Origin of the sequence: Campylobacter pinnipediorum subsp. caledonicus (assembly GCF_002022005.1) — a bacterium.
Lineage (GTDB): Bacteria > Campylobacterota > Campylobacteria > Campylobacterales > Campylobacteraceae > Campylobacter_A > Campylobacter_A caledonicus.
Map to the genome: position 1 here is coordinate 277,228 of NZ_CP017258.1, position 13,260 is coordinate 290,487.

Genomic DNA, 13,260 nt, shown 5'->3' on the forward strand with positions numbered 1-13,260 from the left:
ATATGATAGAGATTAAATTTATAAGTTTGCAAAAAATCAAATATGGCAAGTATAAGGCTAGACTTTTTAATGAAAAGAAAAATCTTGTTTTAGAGATAAACAAAGAGTTTAGACTTAATGAACTTGGAATAGTTGGACAAGAAATAATAAAAGCAGAGAAAAAAATAAAAGAAGAAGAGGAGCCTAGATTATTATGAATTTTATGACATTTGATGAATATGTAAAAATACTTAAAACCGCTGAAAAACAAGCAACCAAGACAGAGATAATGAGAATGAATAAACCGTTAAAACCTGATAATCCGAAAGCGGTTTTTGTCAAAGTAAATGCGAAGCTCTTAGAAATTTGGGATAAAGAGTTTTATTCTTGTGTTGATAGTGAAGTTGAAAACATAATAAACGAAGCTTTAAGTAAAAAGCAAAACACAAAGCTATCAAACAGTGTTTTATCAGGTATAAAAGAAGCGAGAACAAGAATTGAGCTATTAAAAGATATCATAAACAAAATAGCAAATATCCAATGTAATAATTTAACAAATGCAAAAAAGATAATAGCAAATATAAATGAGGTGGTGCAAAATGCTTAAAGATATCGTAAAAGATAAACTTATAGTTTTAGCAAAGATGTTGTTAGTTGTTGTAACTATGATTTTTATAATGGCTATACAAGCCTTAGTAAATTAAGGGGATGTATGAAAACAAGTATGTATTTATATGGGGGTGAAAACTCACATCTTATATCTATAAACAATGGTGCTGATGACCGCATAGCAAAGGCAAAGATATTAATAAAAGAACTTTTAAAAGAACCGTTAAAGAGTAGAGATTTTAAAAGGATAGATGATATTTGCAAGGCTATAAAGCATTGGGAAAATTTAAAAAACTAAGGAATAAAAGATGAATATAGGTTATTTTAAAAATGTTATATATACAAACGAACAAGGGCAGGAGTTAAGTTATATAGGTGGTATTATCAATATACCTTTTGCCAGACCTTTAGAAGTTGCTTTGTTAAAAGCTAGTGCGGAAGATAAAAAAAACAATGCTAATTTACCAGATTTTAAGATAGTTTTACAAAGACCAAAAGGCTATCAAGGGCAAAGACAAATAATAGGTGCTTTATGGAAAAGACAATCGCAACGCGGTTTAGAATACATTTCAGGAAGTATCCAAAGTCCAATCTTACCCGGTGGGCAAATGTATATAGCATTGTTTGAGCCAACACAAGATGATTCACAACTTTTATATGAAATAAGTTGGAGTGTGCCAAAGAGCAATAACACTCAAAGCAGTATACCGGATGTAAACACAGATGATATAGCTTATGAGATTAATAACGAAATACCTTTTTAAAAGAAAACAAAGGGGCGAATAATGAATGATTATAAAGATATATTAGTAACGTGGTATTCACCGAAATATAACAATGGCTACAAGGTAGTTATTAGGGTAAAAGATGAGTTTTTAAAGGAAAATTACATGTATTATAAAGAACCTGATATTCTTAAAAAATATAGGGAAGTTTTAAACGATGATAGTGCAGTTGTGCTTTTTGTAGAAGATGAAGTTTATTTTATAGAGGTGTAAAAATGGAAGTAAAAGAGATATTAGAACAAAGAGAGCAAACGCATGGAACTTTTGAGGAGCAATCCTCAATCTCCCAAACTTTAAAACATACACTAGGTAAGTATAGTTACAAACTAACCCCTCAACAAAGAGAGGCTATGCAGATGATAATGCATAAACAAGCGAGGATTTTAGCAGGTGATCCAAATGTTAAAGACCATTGGGTTGATATAGCAGGTTATGCGACATTAGTAGCTAAAGAATTAAAGGAGTAAAAATGCCATATGTAAACTTATATTTAGATGATGAAGTTGCTTATCAACTTTTAGAAGAATTAGAAGTAGAAGAATACCTTTCTCTACTTGAATCTAAATTACTAACAGATAATGATATAACAGCAGGAGGAGTTGTTTATTTAGCAGAGATTTTAGAAAAAATAGACACAAGGTCAATAGGCGAACTTATTTATATGCTTAGTGATGATAGAGCAAAAGAAATAAAAGACTTTTTATCAGCATATAAAAAAATTAAAGGAGGTCAAGAGCTAAACACAAGAATACAAAGAGCGATAGAAGATTTATCACATTATTTTAACGAGTATGAAGAGTATGCGGAGTTAGATTATGAAGATTGGAATAAAGATGATGCAGAGTTTATATTAATCAATATGTCATATTTATTAGATAAATTAAGAACTTATGTTGATGACACTTTAGATGAGTTGATGGAATAAAACAATGACAAAAACACAATTTAACGACATAAAAGAAAAGCTACTTGAGTATTGTAAAGACAAAGGGCTAAGTATAGTAAATCAAAGAGCAGGTTATGCAGCAAACCTTAGCAAAGAGATAACCGAATATCTAAGAGCTAATAACGACGATGATAAGGTAGACGCACTTTGTGATATGATTGTGTTTACTCTAAATGCCACCTACAAGCTTGAATATAGAACCGGAGATTCTCATTTTGATAATAAAGTGCCAGTCATAGCTTTTGCTTTTTTAAGTATGTATTGTGACAAGTTAGCAAATATCACAGATGTAGCTTATTTTGTAGCAAACATTATAAGAAATATTGAAATAATGGGCTATGATAGCTATAAATGTATGCTTGAAACGATTAAGAAGATAAGCTCCCGCACAGGGCATTACGATGAAAAAGCAAAAAATTTATCAAAGATACTTCAGATGAAGCCAAAGCCAAATGGTACAAAGCTGATTATGCTAGTTGCAAGTTAATGGATTAATATGAGCTATTTAAACTATGATGAATTATCAGGTTTATTCATTGCACCTGGCTTGCTAAATGATAAATATGCCAATTACCTAGTATAGGCTGAAAAAGACGACACAGGCAAGACGGTATATAGAGCAAAAAACAGATGTAACGATAAATATTTGCAAGACAGATAAAGGCTTTGAGGCTAAAAAAGTTTTTTTATATGAAGCCTTTTATAACTATATAAAAGCAACATAAGAAAGGAATACAAATGAACGATGAACTATTAACGGCAAAAGAAGTTATGCAACTTTTAAAGATAAGTGCAACAACTTTATGGAAGTATGTAAAAGCAGGGAAGATAAACAAACACTCTTTGACAAAAAGAACTATAAGATATTCTAAAAATGAGATACTACAACTTGTTAAATCTCAAACAGTGGCTTAAGAAATTAAGCCACTTAAATAATCACCCCACCATTGCATTAAAACTCTCATCTGTTTTAAATTGCTAGCCCTATTATAAGCATCTCTTATCTTGTCTTTATCAGCATGTGCCAAACATTTTTCTATTATATCTATACCACATTGATGATCATCTCTTAACTCATTTGCTAAAGTTGAAAACATCGCCCTAAAGCCGTGAGATACTATCTCATCTTTACTATAACCAAGTCTTCTTAAGGCGGCATTTAGTGTGTTATCGCTCATACACCTATCAGCACTTCTTAAACTTGCAAATAAATAGTTGCTACTCTTGTCAGCTACCAGCCTGTAATCTTTTAACAAATCCATAGCTTGAGTAGATAAAGGCAAGATAAATTCTTGTTTCATTTTCATTTTCTCAGCCGGTATCACCCATAGCTTGTTTTTAAAATCTATCTCATTCCACTCACAAGCCCTAATGTTAAAAGGGCGGACAGCAGTATTCATTAAAAGCTTTAATGCTACCTTTGTTTTATAATCGCCATTGTATTCATCTATACTAAGTATCAAACCTCTTATGTCATTTGTCTTTGTTAGGGTAGGGTAGTTTTTTGTTTTTGCCTGTTTGAATGTATATCTAAAACTTATATCAGCTATTATATTATGCTTTGTATAGCCGTAGCTTACGGCATATTTGTATATTTGATTAAGTAGGGAGAATATTCTTTTTAATGTTTCAAGAGAGCCACTATCTTCTATTATTTTAAGCGTATTTATAATATCAACTGTGCTTATAGCGTTTATATCTCTATCGCCTAAATATTTTGATACATGTTTATTAAACACCAATAATTGTTTTTTTGCATAGCTTTGCGTGTTTGTAGCGTTTTTAATCTCTAGCCACTCAAGCCCTATTTTATTTAGAGTGTTTATCATTTTGCCTTTATGCATTAAGGGATCATTGCCCTCTTGCAAAGCTTCTAATAATTCAGCCCTTTTCTTCCTTGCATTTGCAAGAGTAAGTGTAGGATAATCACCAAGTGCTATTCTTCTAATCTTTTGAGTAACAGGACTTTTATATTCAAGTGCAAAATGCTTACGACCATTAGGCTTGATAAATAGATATAGCTTATCACCATCTGAAAGCTTATACTCTTTATCTTTTGGTTTTAAATTCTTTATCTTAGTATCAGATAACGGAGTGCTTATCTTAGGCATACATAATCCTTTTAACGGACTTTTTTTACAAAGTCCTTTTTTAGTCCGTCAAATTATCCGTTAAAAATGTTTAAAACAAGTTAAAACAAGTTAAAACAAGTTAAAACAATATAAAACAATATAAATAAACCAACACGAACAAAAACACGATTTTATCGAACTTCGGTTAAACAAAATAAAAGAAAATGAATAAGGGGAAAATATGTAAATGGTGGAAGCGAGGGGAATCGAATTATATTAAGTAAAAGCCCATAATATCGTTATTATTTATTTTATGTGCTTTGTTTAGTCAATAATGAAGTCAATAAAAAATATATTAGTGCGTAAAAAAGTAATACATCAAAATGTCAATTCTACCCCCAGCTACTACCGCCTCTTTCTCTATTTCTTGACCTTTCCCTACTTGCTCTACTTCTGCCACCGGGCTTACCATCACTCATACCACTACGGCGATTACTGCTCTTTGATGAGTCTTTATCTCTACTACTACCGCTACTTGATGCCCAACTACTTCCAAAGCTACTGCCAAATTTATCTTTGAAAGATTTGTCTATAGTCATTTCAAGACCACTCTTATATTCACTTTTTTTAGTTTTGTCGTTTTCTCGATAAAAACCACCACTTCCGTTTGTATGCCATCTATCTCTACTCCTACTCCTCCTAGAGTTACCACTACTTGATGCCCAATTACTGCTTAAATTATCATTAATAGCGTTAGTAAAGGGGCTATTTATTGTTGTGTTATAACCATAATTGTTAGCTATATCCTCGACGCTCTTATTTTTAATTATACCACCATAAAGGCTACTCTTACCATTTCTAAGCCAATCGCCATCACTCCTACCTGTAGTGATTAAATTATATGCCCTCATATCTACCAAGCTACCCTTAAATGTATTCCCTGTCATTGTGCTTGTGATTGTTCCATCAGTCCCATAAGTAGCTGACACGCGACCATCAACACCAAAGCCAGCCATATTGCCGTCCCAATCTGTAAGCATTTCTAATTTACTCTCAACTTCATCGCCAAACAACGAATTGACACTGCCAACTAAATCTTTTAAAAATTCTCCTATTGTTTTTGGCTGTTGATAAAGTGCCATTCTCTTACCATCAACTTCAGCAAAGCCCATCAACTCCCCACCAAATCCGTAGTGTCTGTCTAACTTTGTCATCACCTCAAACGCTTCTGTTACAGCCATTTTGACAATTTCAGCTACAAACATACCGCCTATAGGGGCTATACTTGTGCCTATAGCCGACATTGTTTTCTTAACGGCGACATTGGTCGCTTTTGACAACAAAGTATCTGATAAATTCTCAACAGCGTTAGCGGATAAGTTTAGTTTGCCTGTTGTAAGACCATCATAAATAGTACCTAAAACAGTACCGCCAATTCCCGGCATTATCGTATTTCCTACATATTCTAATTTATTCTCAATAATGCCATCAAATTGCTTCTCTTTTACAAACGCTTCAAGCGAATTTGTATAACCATTTGCTTGTAAAGTTGCCCTATCTTCACCAAATATAGCGTTATAGCCTTGCCCTTTGTTAGTAAATTGCCTTTTTAAAGGAAGTATTACATCTTTAATAACCCCCTCTATATCTTGCATTATCTCTATCGTTGTATCTATATCATCATTCATAACAGACATTTGAATACTCATTAATGCAAACTCAGCAAAATCTTCATTAAGTGATGTTATAGCACCGCTTAAATTACCACTTTTGTTTAAAAATATAGCCCTATAATCAGCCCCTGTCTCATTAAATGCAGAATATCCAAACCCACCAGCTAATGTGCTATCCATAGCACCACCAGCCATATATGAAAATACATCACTTTCAAGCGTATTCTCTGCATTAAATGTAGCGTTTAGACTATTTTCAAAGGCTATATACATTCTTAACTTCTTTTAGTCATTGTATAAGTGCTAGGTTTGTTCGGTGTTGCTCCTGCCTCAACCAACTTGCCAACCAAATCAAACAAATATCTACTCATATCAGTCGGCACAACTAAGCCACCTTGCTGATTTCCTGTAATCAAATTCTCAATTATATTCGCACCTTTGATTAGTTTATTATCCTTAACTTGCTCTTTTATCGCTTTATGTTGTTCTTCTGCTAGTGTCTGCTCTTGTGCTAGTTTAGCTATTTGTGCATCTAGCATTAGACCTTGTTTATGCAAATTTGCAAGTTTATCGGGGCGTTGTTCTTGTGCCTCTTCATTCTTTATTTGAGTACCTTTTGTTTGTTCTTTTATGCCCTCAATGTTTGCCGTCAAAGACTCGCCTTGCTTTTTTAAATTATCTAAATTTGTATCAAAACTAAGTGACTGATTTGCTAGCTCTATCGATATTTGCATTGCTGTTGTAGTAAATGATGTTGTCATTACGGGCAACATTTCAGCAAAAACCCTTATTCTCTCGTTTGCACTTAATTGATATTCATTAAATTTTTCCTCAAAAAATGCTATAGTCTTATTGTATGGGGAGTTTTCTTCTACACTTAAAGCCAACACTTCTTTTAAAATTTTCTTGTATTCTTCGGAATAAGTACTCATCATTTATCCTTTTCAAGTTTTCTAATTTTCAACTTTTGAATTGTTTGTTCTTGTTCTAAATTTCGCACAACACCCCTAAGCCCATTATCTTCTATGTTTGCAAGCCTAACATTTACGCTATCGTTTGCCACGCTTAGTTGTTCTATCCTTTGGTTTAGTCTATGCACTTCATTATTTAGCGCTGTTATTTGCTTTGCTTGTTGTTTTAAATTATTTATTTCATTATTTAGTGCTGTTATTTGTTCTTTTAATACTTCTATCTCATTATTTTCAGCCATTTACGCGCCTTTCAAAGTGTGGGCAGTCCGTAAAGTTCTTATAGTTTCCACCCCATTTATTTATAGGGGTTAAACTTTCCCAAAAAGCTCCAATTTCTTTTAAATCATCTTTGTTGGTTAGCCAGTTACCTTCTTTAAATATAAACAAATCAATAGCACACTTTATTAAGTGGTTTGAATTGTTTGTTTTGCTTTTTCCTGTTTTTAGATAAATTTCTTGTTGCTCTTTTGTTCTTAAAAGCTCTCCACCTCTTACACTGTATCCGTTTGTATGTATATAGTGCAAAAGCTTTTCTACATCTTTCATAAATAATTCTTGTTCTTTTCCTAAACTCATCTTTTATATTTTCCTTTGAAAAAAATTAAGTGCAAATTCTTTTAAACTAACTAACATATCACTACCACTAAATGCCCCAACACCACATATAGCAAGGCTTAGCTTTTCGTTAGTTGTAAAATAATATGCTATCTCATATACTACATATGCAGAAAAACAACCATCAATTACTCTAAAAAATATATTTCTAAGGTTATGATTTTCCGCTTTGCTCCAGCTTACAAAACTGCCTACTATTCCTACTATCAATATATAAATTATGTAAGTTTCTAACATATTTATATCTTAAATATCATTAGCCATTTTGCAGGGCTAAGAACAGCAGAGTATGTACCAACGCTTACTAGCCACGCTATAAATGTTGTGTTTTCATCTTCAAACATCACATCAAAAAAATAAAATGCCCCAATAGACACAGCTATCGAGATTATGCCACCTATAAAGAGTGCTAATACCTTTTTCATTTTACGCACTCCAACAGTAGAGCTTCAACTTTTAAATAATACTCCATTAGCCCCTTTGCGTCCTCAATACTCTCATATTTAGGTTTGTTTGGAATCTCTGCTATACACTTAGTAGGCACTAGCACATCTTTATATACTATTTGTTTAGTAGCACTAGCACATCCACTAAATAGCATTAATGCTATTATTAAAATGCTTTTCATCTGCTTACCTCCTTAAACAATGCTTCAAAGTAAGCTAGTTTTTTCTCGCAACTAGCATTTTTTGAAACGCTTTCAACCTTTATCTTTTTATTTAATGCTTTTTGTATATTGTGATTATCTACTTTTAACTTTTTTACAGCCTCATTTTGCTTATAAATGATCTCATCTTTTTCTCTAATTTTTACACCCAAAAGTGCATTATCAAGCTTTAAATTTGATAGCTCATTTTTAGAATTTAATAGCTCATTGTTGATTGTGTATGTCTTATAAAGAAGCATACAAAGAGTTAAGATAAGCCCGATAATAGCGTAGTTTAGTTTAGAATTCTTAAGTAGATTAAATATTATACTTATCATTGTCTATACTTTATTTTGTGATAAAGTCTACAGCTATAATAAAACAGTCTAGTTTTAAATTTATTCACACCCAAAGCTAAAAGAGCTTTTAAAAGCATGTCATCAGCATATTTGAAGCTCACATTTTTGAGTGTGTCGTATTTGATAGTGCTATCAGCTACATCACATAAATAATCATGCAAGATAGTAGCCGATAGATACTCAGGACTATTTGGTGGAAAGATAGGCCATAAAAGGCGAGGCACATTTGCACCATTGCTTTTATACCCCTTAGGTACTTTTATACCTTCAAAGATAAAATCTTCTACAACTTCAAATCTATCTTTATTGAAAGGTTTAACTACCACACAATTAATATCCTTCATCTTTAGTTACTCCTTTTATATCTCTAATTCTGGTAAACCCTCTAAAAGTTCATCAAGGTTTATTGTGCTAGGGTCTTGATCACCTTTCTCAGCTAAAAACATATACCCAGTTTTCCACACTTTAGACTTCCACACACCAAAAGCTTTTCCTTCTTCTTGAAAGTCATTTTCATACCCAGCATAAGAACTGGCACTTAAAATATTATCATATCCGTGTTCTTGTGCTTTTTTATCTAAATACTCCCCAGCTCTATCCTTAAATTCTTGTATAAGTTTTTCTTTTGTGTATTCTTGTATACTCTTTGTCTCTATGATTTGAGCTACATATTCACCATCTACCTCTTTATACTCTACCGTTTGATAATCAGGGTTAATTTGAACTTCTACAACAGGAAGCAACCCAATCTTATTTAGTTCCTCTTTACTTAGTCTATCAAGATAAAATATCCCATCATCTGTAGTTACATAACTATCAAATACAAACCTTTTTTCTTTTTTATCAAAGTATTTTTTCATTTTTTATCCTTATCTCCAAGCTGTGTTGGCGTTCTTGTTTCTAAACTTAGATGGAACATTACTTTTTGACAATGCTGAGCCTTGAGCAAAATATTGGTATATAGCAACACGACCAACGCTCCAGTTAGTTATGTTTTTGTTAAACTTTTTACAATCGTGGAACATAAAGGACATATCAATAACTTTATCAGTCTTGAAATGTTCTAAAGTCTGATTAAACTCATAGCAGTCCCAAAACATACTATTCATATCAGTAACATTTTCTGTATTGAGGTTATTTAAAGACTGGTTAAATTTCTTACAACCGTAGAACATATCAGCCATATTTGTAATTTGTGTTGTATCCCAAAGACTAATATCAGGGTCATTAAAGTACAGACTGTTATTTGCATTTGAGTCATTCTTAAAAAGATATTTAAACGAAGTTGGTGGCTTTGAGAAATATAAACCATCATTAGGTTTAAATGTATAAGGAGTTCCTCCTCGCTCTACGTATTTTGGGTATACTGGGTCTTTAGTGGTATGTGTCAGTGGAAAATATGTACCTTTGAATCTTTGGACTTTAGATTCAACACTATTGCTGTTATTAACTGTTATATGTGACATTTTGATATCAGTAGGACTAACAGCAAAATAAATAAAAAGCTCATAGCCATATAAATTTTTTGGTACTACTTTAAACTTACACATACTACCAAATCCTGATATTTTAGAGCCATCCATTACTACTATCATCCCAGTTTGCCCAGCAATTGCGTTGTTTAAAGACAGTGTTTCTTTTGTAGATGGGGTTATAACAAAGTTGTTACTCTGTCTTAAATCAGCACTTAAACTTGTTTGTTCCCTTTTATCAAATGCAGTCTGTCCTGCTTTTTTTAGATATAAAAATTCAGCTGAAGTTTTGTCTATTTTCTTATCTATCAACTCTTTAAGGACTTTACCTTGATTGGCACTAAGGGCTTCCTTTGGCGATGAACTAGCAAGATTATCTGTTACTGTTGTATAGTTTGCGTTTTCTGAACGAATATACCTACTATCTGCACTACTTTGAGTTAAAAATCCTGAAGTGCTAGGTATAGCGCTTCTTACAGAGTTTAACTCATTCTTTGTAGCATAAGTGTTATTTGCATTTACGGTAGTAAGATAGTTAGCTAGTGCTGAACTTAATGCATATTTACCATCGCTTTGTGCTTTTGTATAAACATCTCCTAAAAGCTCGTTTATCTTATTACTTGAATAAACCTTATTAATAGCACTTGAGTTGTCGTTTATAAGATTGGTCAATTTCTCATCTACATTTATATCTGCTAATTTTTGTTCTATTTTATTACTACTATATGTTTGAGTTTGTGAAACTACATTATCATTTATAACACCCCCAGAGATAACTTGATTTATTTGCTCTTTTATCTCAGATAAACTACTCCCCAACTCTTTTAATTCAGCCTTTTTTTGGTCTAACTCATCATTAGCCGAATTCACATTTTGCATAAAGTCTTGTATTTGCTCTTTTAACTCGTTAGTTTCAGCTTTTGCGCTTTTAACAATTTGTAACACTTCATCGCTTTTCTCTTGTTGTATATTTTCAAGATGTTTCTCTATTTGTGTAAATTTTGTGTGCTTATCATCTGTATAGGCTCTTAACTCATCGGTTTTTAAATCAATATGCCTTTTCGCACTATCAACGCTTGTCAATGTTTGATTAACCTTTTCTGCATTTTTTCTAAAATCATTTGTAGCGTTTGTTATCTCATCGTGCTTTTGCTTAATATCATTAGCATATCTTTTACTTTCATCTGCCTTACTTATTGCATTTCTTTCAGCGGTTAAAGCACTTTGCTTAAGGCTTTCAAGTGTTGATTTTAAGGTATCTAAGGTATTATGAAATTCATTAAATAAGCTATATTTACTGTCAAAATCACCCTTTTCGTTTTCAAAAGTGTTTTTGACCTCATTTATACCTTGTTCTATTGTTTCAACCCTATCTTTAGCTTGTGTAATGCTTTCGTTTATACCTTTTATTTCTGTTAAATTGATAGTCTTTATAGCACTTTCTAACTCTGTTGTTTGTGTTAGCAAAAACTTTAATGCCTCTAGCGTTTCATCAGCTAATTTTAACTCGTGCATACTTATCATAATTTAGCCTTTTTGATAGTTTCTTTACACTCAATGAAATGTTTAGCCATATTTTTTAAAAACTTAAGCAAATCAATATCAGCTATTGATTTTACATTGTCAATTAAGTGTATTTTGTCTTTTTCATTAATCATAATAAACCTCTATACCGTCATTTGCGTTAAATTGATTGATTATATCCATAGCTAACTGCCTAAACCCCATATCTTTATTAAGTAAGAAAAGCACTTCATACATAACAGCATAAGTTAATACTTCATCTATTTGTATATGTTTTTCAGTTGAGTTTATATCTACTTTATCGGGTATTCTTAGCCCAAACCCATTGCTTAATCTTCTCAATAATCTTATGTTTGTTGTGTCTTTTACTACCAATTCAGATGGTACACATTTTGTAGCTACAAATACAATCGCCTCTTTAACTAATTCATTTAAAAGTTCATCGCTAGGGAGATTGATACCACTCTTCCCCCTTAGCGACAATAACTTTTTAAACTCACTTGCAATCATTATGCACGAAGTCCTACACCTATACAGAATGCGTCCGCGTTTCTAACTTCAAGACAACCCTCAGTATAAAATCTCTTTTGAGTTGCTGTTTTAGAGGTTGGCACTTCCTCAATAGTAGTCGGAATTAATAAGCCCATTTTTGCATAATCAAAATCACCGGCAATTAAGACATCATCAAGACCGTATTTAGTGTTTAAAAATCTGTGTAATCTAAAATTAACTACCCCAAAATCAGTTTCTAAGCTTGTTACTCTTGTGTTGATTTTCTTTTCGCCCCCAAATTGTCTAGTAGCCATTTTATTAATAGCTTGTTTTAAACTAGCACCGATAAAAACATCTTTTGGAGTTGCACCACTATCCCATATCTTTTGTAAAATAGTATTTAGCTCTTTCTCTGTTAAAGGTGTTTTTGTGCCTTGCCAATTTTGTGAGTTGTCAAAAGCCAAAACATTGCCCCTAGCACCACTTGTAAATGCACTCGCCCCTTTTGCTAAGTAGTAAAACAATCCTGCCATTTCAGCCGGTGTTTCATCAGCTCTTGTTGTTGGTTTTAAAAATACACTTTGTTTAGCGTCGCTATTTCTACCTAAGCCCAAAAGTGCATACTCAATATCTAGTTTATGCTCTTTTGTTTTCTTGCCTAATTCGTGTTGTAACTCTTTTCCGCCATAGGTTTTAACAGCTTGCATAGTTTTAGAAACCATTACATCAGTTGTAAATATTTGAGTTGAGTTTGTAACGCTTTGTTTAGTTGATTTTGCTGCACCTGTAAAGTCGCTTATCTCTTTTTGAGCATTTTTCTTTGGGTCTGCCAAGCTATCTACTATCCAACTATGTGTGATACCTGATACTTTGCTTTTACCTATAAGTGATAATAAAGGTGTGTCTTCAGCACCTACCATAATGATTTTGTCATAAACTGATGGGACTAAGCCCTCTCTTCTTGTGGCTGGGTTTTGAAACCCTGTTGAAGTTATTGCCATTTCGTTTCCTTTGTTGTTAAATTTCAACAACTTTAACGAATAAGGCAGTCCAAAAACTACCCAATTTTTGGACTTTTAAAAGAAAAATAGCGTTAAATTAAAAATTCATAATGATT

The 13,260-nt window shown here is 32.5% G+C and carries 24 protein-coding genes; 9 read left to right on the forward strand and 15 right to left on the reverse strand.

Annotation, left to right across the window (positions count from 1 at the left end; translation table 11 throughout):
- Nucleotides 1-2: 2 nt before the first annotated feature.
- The 9 genes from CPIN18021_RS01350 (at nucleotide 3) to CPIN18021_RS01390 (ending at nucleotide 3,234) form a co-directional block, all read left to right on the forward strand.
- Entirely contained in the window at nucleotides 3-197 is a 195-nt protein-coding gene (locus CPIN18021_RS01350; protein WP_078424239.1) for a hypothetical protein, read from the forward strand.
- Nucleotides 194-586, forward strand: coding sequence for a hypothetical protein (locus CPIN18021_RS01355; protein WP_078424240.1), 393 nt, complete (start codon nucleotides 194-196; stop codon nucleotides 584-586). The genes CPIN18021_RS01350 and CPIN18021_RS01355 overlap by 4 nt, the downstream gene beginning before the upstream one ends.
- Nucleotides 587-691: 105 nt before the next feature.
- On the forward strand, nucleotides 692-886 hold the full coding sequence (locus CPIN18021_RS01360; RefSeq protein ID WP_078424241.1) for a hypothetical protein: 195 nt from the start codon (nucleotides 692-694) through the stop codon (nucleotides 884-886).
- Nucleotides 887-896: 10 nt separating this feature from the next.
- On the forward strand, nucleotides 897-1,352 hold the full coding sequence (locus tag CPIN18021_RS01365) for a DUF736 family protein (RefSeq protein WP_078424242.1): 456 nt from the start codon (nucleotides 897-899) through the stop codon (nucleotides 1,350-1,352).
- A 21-nt stretch (nucleotides 1,353-1,373) separates the two neighbouring features.
- On the forward strand, nucleotides 1,374-1,586 hold the full coding sequence (locus tag CPIN18021_RS01370) for a hypothetical protein (protein WP_078424243.1): 213 nt from the start codon (nucleotides 1,374-1,376) through the stop codon (nucleotides 1,584-1,586).
- A 2-nt stretch (nucleotides 1,587-1,588) separates the two neighbouring features.
- A complete protein-coding gene (locus tag CPIN18021_RS01375; RefSeq protein WP_078424244.1) occupies nucleotides 1,589-1,840 on the forward strand; it encodes a DUF6378 domain-containing protein in 252 nt (83 codons plus the stop codon).
- A 2-nt stretch (nucleotides 1,841-1,842) separates the two neighbouring features.
- Entirely contained in the window at nucleotides 1,843-2,298 is a 456-nt protein-coding gene (locus CPIN18021_RS01380; RefSeq protein ID WP_078424245.1) for a hypothetical protein, read from the forward strand.
- Between the two features lie 4 nt (nucleotides 2,299-2,302).
- Nucleotides 2,303-2,806: a hypothetical protein gene (locus CPIN18021_RS01385; RefSeq protein WP_078424246.1), complete on the forward strand. Its 504-nt coding sequence runs from the start codon at nucleotides 2,303-2,305 to the stop codon at nucleotides 2,804-2,806.
- Nucleotides 2,807-3,057: 251 nt separating this feature from the next.
- The gene (locus CPIN18021_RS01390; protein ID WP_078424247.1) at nucleotides 3,058-3,234 is read left to right on the forward strand and encodes a helix-turn-helix transcriptional regulator; all 177 of its coding nucleotides are present in this window, start codon (nucleotides 3,058-3,060) and stop codon (nucleotides 3,232-3,234) included.
- Here CPIN18021_RS01390 and CPIN18021_RS01395 read toward each other — a convergent pair.
- The 15 genes from CPIN18021_RS01395 to CPIN18021_RS01460 all read right to left on the reverse strand — a co-directional run bounded on the left by CPIN18021_RS01395 (nucleotide 3,231) and on the right by CPIN18021_RS01460 (nucleotide 13,144).
- On the reverse strand, nucleotides 3,231-4,430 hold the full coding sequence (locus CPIN18021_RS01395; RefSeq protein WP_078424248.1) for a tyrosine-type recombinase/integrase: 1,200 nt from the start codon (nucleotides 4,428-4,430) through the stop codon (nucleotides 3,231-3,233). The genes CPIN18021_RS01390 and CPIN18021_RS01395 overlap by 4 nt on opposite strands.
- A gap of 353 nt (nucleotides 4,431-4,783) precedes the next feature.
- Complete coding sequence (locus tag CPIN18021_RS01400; protein ID WP_078424249.1) at nucleotides 4,784-6,337, reverse strand: hypothetical protein; 1,554 nt, start codon at nucleotides 6,335-6,337, stop codon at nucleotides 4,784-4,786.
- 2 nt (nucleotides 6,338-6,339) lie between these two features.
- Nucleotides 6,340-6,996 (reverse strand): hypothetical protein, encoded by a 657-nt coding sequence (locus CPIN18021_RS01405; RefSeq protein ID WP_078422860.1) that lies wholly within the window; start codon nucleotides 6,994-6,996, stop codon nucleotides 6,340-6,342.
- Nucleotides 6,996-7,274, reverse strand: coding sequence for a DUF5320 domain-containing protein (locus CPIN18021_RS01410; RefSeq protein ID WP_078422861.1), 279 nt, complete (start codon nucleotides 7,272-7,274; stop codon nucleotides 6,996-6,998). Before CPIN18021_RS01410 ends, CPIN18021_RS01405 begins: the two co-directional genes overlap by 1 nt.
- A complete protein-coding gene (locus CPIN18021_RS01415) occupies nucleotides 7,267-7,611 on the reverse strand; it encodes a M15 family metallopeptidase (protein ID WP_078422862.1) in 345 nt (114 codons plus the stop codon). The genes CPIN18021_RS01410 and CPIN18021_RS01415 overlap by 8 nt, the downstream gene beginning before the upstream one ends.
- A gap of 3 nt (nucleotides 7,612-7,614) precedes the next feature.
- On the reverse strand, nucleotides 7,615-7,887 hold the full coding sequence (locus CPIN18021_RS01420; protein ID WP_078422863.1) for a phage holin family protein: 273 nt from the start codon (nucleotides 7,885-7,887) through the stop codon (nucleotides 7,615-7,617).
- 2 nt (nucleotides 7,888-7,889) lie between these two features.
- On the reverse strand, nucleotides 7,890-8,075 hold the full coding sequence (locus CPIN18021_RS01425) for a hypothetical protein (RefSeq protein WP_078422864.1): 186 nt from the start codon (nucleotides 8,073-8,075) through the stop codon (nucleotides 7,890-7,892).
- On the reverse strand, nucleotides 8,072-8,278 hold the full coding sequence (locus CPIN18021_RS01430; protein ID WP_078422865.1) for a hypothetical protein: 207 nt from the start codon (nucleotides 8,276-8,278) through the stop codon (nucleotides 8,072-8,074). The genes CPIN18021_RS01425 and CPIN18021_RS01430 overlap by 4 nt, the downstream gene beginning before the upstream one ends.
- Complete coding sequence (locus tag CPIN18021_RS01435) at nucleotides 8,275-8,634, reverse strand: hypothetical protein (protein ID WP_078422866.1); 360 nt, start codon at nucleotides 8,632-8,634, stop codon at nucleotides 8,275-8,277. The genes CPIN18021_RS01430 and CPIN18021_RS01435 overlap by 4 nt, the downstream gene beginning before the upstream one ends.
- Nucleotides 8,631-8,999 (reverse strand): DUF1353 domain-containing protein, encoded by a 369-nt coding sequence (locus CPIN18021_RS01440; protein ID WP_078422867.1) that lies wholly within the window; start codon nucleotides 8,997-8,999, stop codon nucleotides 8,631-8,633. Before CPIN18021_RS01440 ends, CPIN18021_RS01435 begins: the two co-directional genes overlap by 4 nt.
- Nucleotides 9,000-9,014: 15 nt before the next feature.
- Nucleotides 9,015-9,515 carry a hypothetical protein gene (locus CPIN18021_RS01445; RefSeq protein WP_078422868.1) on the reverse strand — a complete coding sequence of 167 codons (501 nt, stop codon included), beginning with the start codon at nucleotides 9,513-9,515 and terminating at the stop codon, nucleotides 9,015-9,017.
- Between the two features lie 9 nt (nucleotides 9,516-9,524).
- On the reverse strand, nucleotides 9,525-11,651 hold the full coding sequence (locus CPIN18021_RS01450) for a BspA family leucine-rich repeat surface protein (RefSeq protein ID WP_078424250.1): 2,127 nt from the start codon (nucleotides 11,649-11,651) through the stop codon (nucleotides 9,525-9,527).
- Entirely contained in the window at nucleotides 11,648-11,785 is a 138-nt protein-coding gene (locus CPIN18021_RS08805; protein ID WP_157886648.1) for a hypothetical protein, read from the reverse strand. The genes CPIN18021_RS01450 and CPIN18021_RS08805 overlap by 4 nt, the downstream gene beginning before the upstream one ends.
- On the reverse strand, nucleotides 11,778-12,161 hold the full coding sequence (locus CPIN18021_RS01455) for a hypothetical protein (RefSeq protein ID WP_078422870.1): 384 nt from the start codon (nucleotides 12,159-12,161) through the stop codon (nucleotides 11,778-11,780). Before CPIN18021_RS01455 ends, CPIN18021_RS08805 begins: the two co-directional genes overlap by 8 nt.
- Entirely contained in the window at nucleotides 12,161-13,144 is a 984-nt protein-coding gene (locus CPIN18021_RS01460) for an SU10 major capsid protein (protein WP_078424251.1), read from the reverse strand. The genes CPIN18021_RS01455 and CPIN18021_RS01460 overlap by 1 nt, the downstream gene beginning before the upstream one ends.
- Nucleotides 13,145-13,260: the final 116 nt, after the last annotated feature.

Excerpts from the sequence above, each read along its gene's own strand:
- CPIN18021_RS01420 (WP_078422863.1), bottom strand. The coding sequence starts at position 7,887 with ATGTTAGAAACTTACATAATTTATATATTGATAGTAGGAATAGTAGGC.
- CPIN18021_RS01385 (WP_078424246.1), top strand. The coding sequence starts at position 2,303 with ATGACAAAAACACAATTTAACGACATAAAAGAAAAGCTACTTGAGTAT.
- CPIN18021_RS01400 (WP_078424249.1), bottom strand. The coding sequence starts at position 6,337 with ATGTATATAGCCTTTGAAAATAGTCTAAACGCTACATTTAATGCAGAG.
- CPIN18021_RS01360 (WP_078424241.1), top strand. The coding sequence starts at position 692 with ATGAAAACAAGTATGTATTTATATGGGGGTGAAAACTCACATCTTATA.
- CPIN18021_RS01370 (WP_078424243.1), top strand. The coding sequence starts at position 1,374 with ATGAATGATTATAAAGATATATTAGTAACGTGGTATTCACCGAAATAT.
- CPIN18021_RS08805 (WP_157886648.1), bottom strand. The coding sequence starts at position 11,785 with ATGATTAATGAAAAAGACAAAATACACTTAATTGACAATGTAAAATCA.
- CPIN18021_RS01410 (WP_078422861.1), bottom strand. The coding sequence starts at position 7,274 with ATGGCTGAAAATAATGAGATAGAAGTATTAAAAGAACAAATAACAGCA.
- CPIN18021_RS01415 (WP_078422862.1), bottom strand. The coding sequence starts at position 7,611 with ATGAGTTTAGGAAAAGAACAAGAATTATTTATGAAAGATGTAGAAAAG.
- CPIN18021_RS01395 (WP_078424248.1), bottom strand. The coding sequence starts at position 4,430 with ATGCCTAAGATAAGCACTCCGTTATCTGATACTAAGATAAAGAATTTA.
- CPIN18021_RS01460 (WP_078424251.1), bottom strand. The coding sequence starts at position 13,144 with ATGGCAATAACTTCAACAGGGTTTCAAAACCCAGCCACAAGAAGAGAG.
- CPIN18021_RS01355 (WP_078424240.1), top strand. The coding sequence starts at position 194 with ATGAATTTTATGACATTTGATGAATATGTAAAAATACTTAAAACCGCT.
- CPIN18021_RS01390 (WP_078424247.1), top strand. The coding sequence starts at position 3,058 with ATGAACGATGAACTATTAACGGCAAAAGAAGTTATGCAACTTTTAAAG.
- CPIN18021_RS01350 (WP_078424239.1), top strand. The coding sequence starts at position 3 with ATGATAGAGATTAAATTTATAAGTTTGCAAAAAATCAAATATGGCAAG.
- CPIN18021_RS01405 (WP_078422860.1), bottom strand. The coding sequence starts at position 6,996 with ATGAGTACTTATTCCGAAGAATACAAGAAAATTTTAAAAGAAGTGTTG.
- CPIN18021_RS01430 (WP_078422865.1), bottom strand. The coding sequence starts at position 8,278 with ATGAAAAGCATTTTAATAATAGCATTAATGCTATTTAGTGGATGTGCT.
- CPIN18021_RS01450 (WP_078424250.1), bottom strand. The coding sequence starts at position 11,651 with ATGATAAGTATGCACGAGTTAAAATTAGCTGATGAAACGCTAGAGGCA.
- CPIN18021_RS01445 (WP_078422868.1), bottom strand. The coding sequence starts at position 9,515 with ATGAAAAAATACTTTGATAAAAAAGAAAAAAGGTTTGTATTTGATAGT.
- CPIN18021_RS01425 (WP_078422864.1), bottom strand. The coding sequence starts at position 8,075 with ATGAAAAAGGTATTAGCACTCTTTATAGGTGGCATAATCTCGATAGCT.
- CPIN18021_RS01455 (WP_078422870.1), bottom strand. The coding sequence starts at position 12,161 with ATGATTGCAAGTGAGTTTAAAAAGTTATTGTCGCTAAGGGGGAAGAGT.
- CPIN18021_RS01380 (WP_078424245.1), top strand. The coding sequence starts at position 1,843 with ATGCCATATGTAAACTTATATTTAGATGATGAAGTTGCTTATCAACTT.
- CPIN18021_RS01375 (WP_078424244.1), top strand. The coding sequence starts at position 1,589 with ATGGAAGTAAAAGAGATATTAGAACAAAGAGAGCAAACGCATGGAACT.
- CPIN18021_RS01440 (WP_078422867.1), bottom strand. The coding sequence starts at position 8,999 with ATGAAGGATATTAATTGTGTGGTAGTTAAACCTTTCAATAAAGATAGA.
- CPIN18021_RS01365 (WP_078424242.1), top strand. The coding sequence starts at position 897 with ATGAATATAGGTTATTTTAAAAATGTTATATATACAAACGAACAAGGG.
- CPIN18021_RS01435 (WP_078422866.1), bottom strand. The coding sequence starts at position 8,634 with ATGATAAGTATAATATTTAATCTACTTAAGAATTCTAAACTAAACTAC.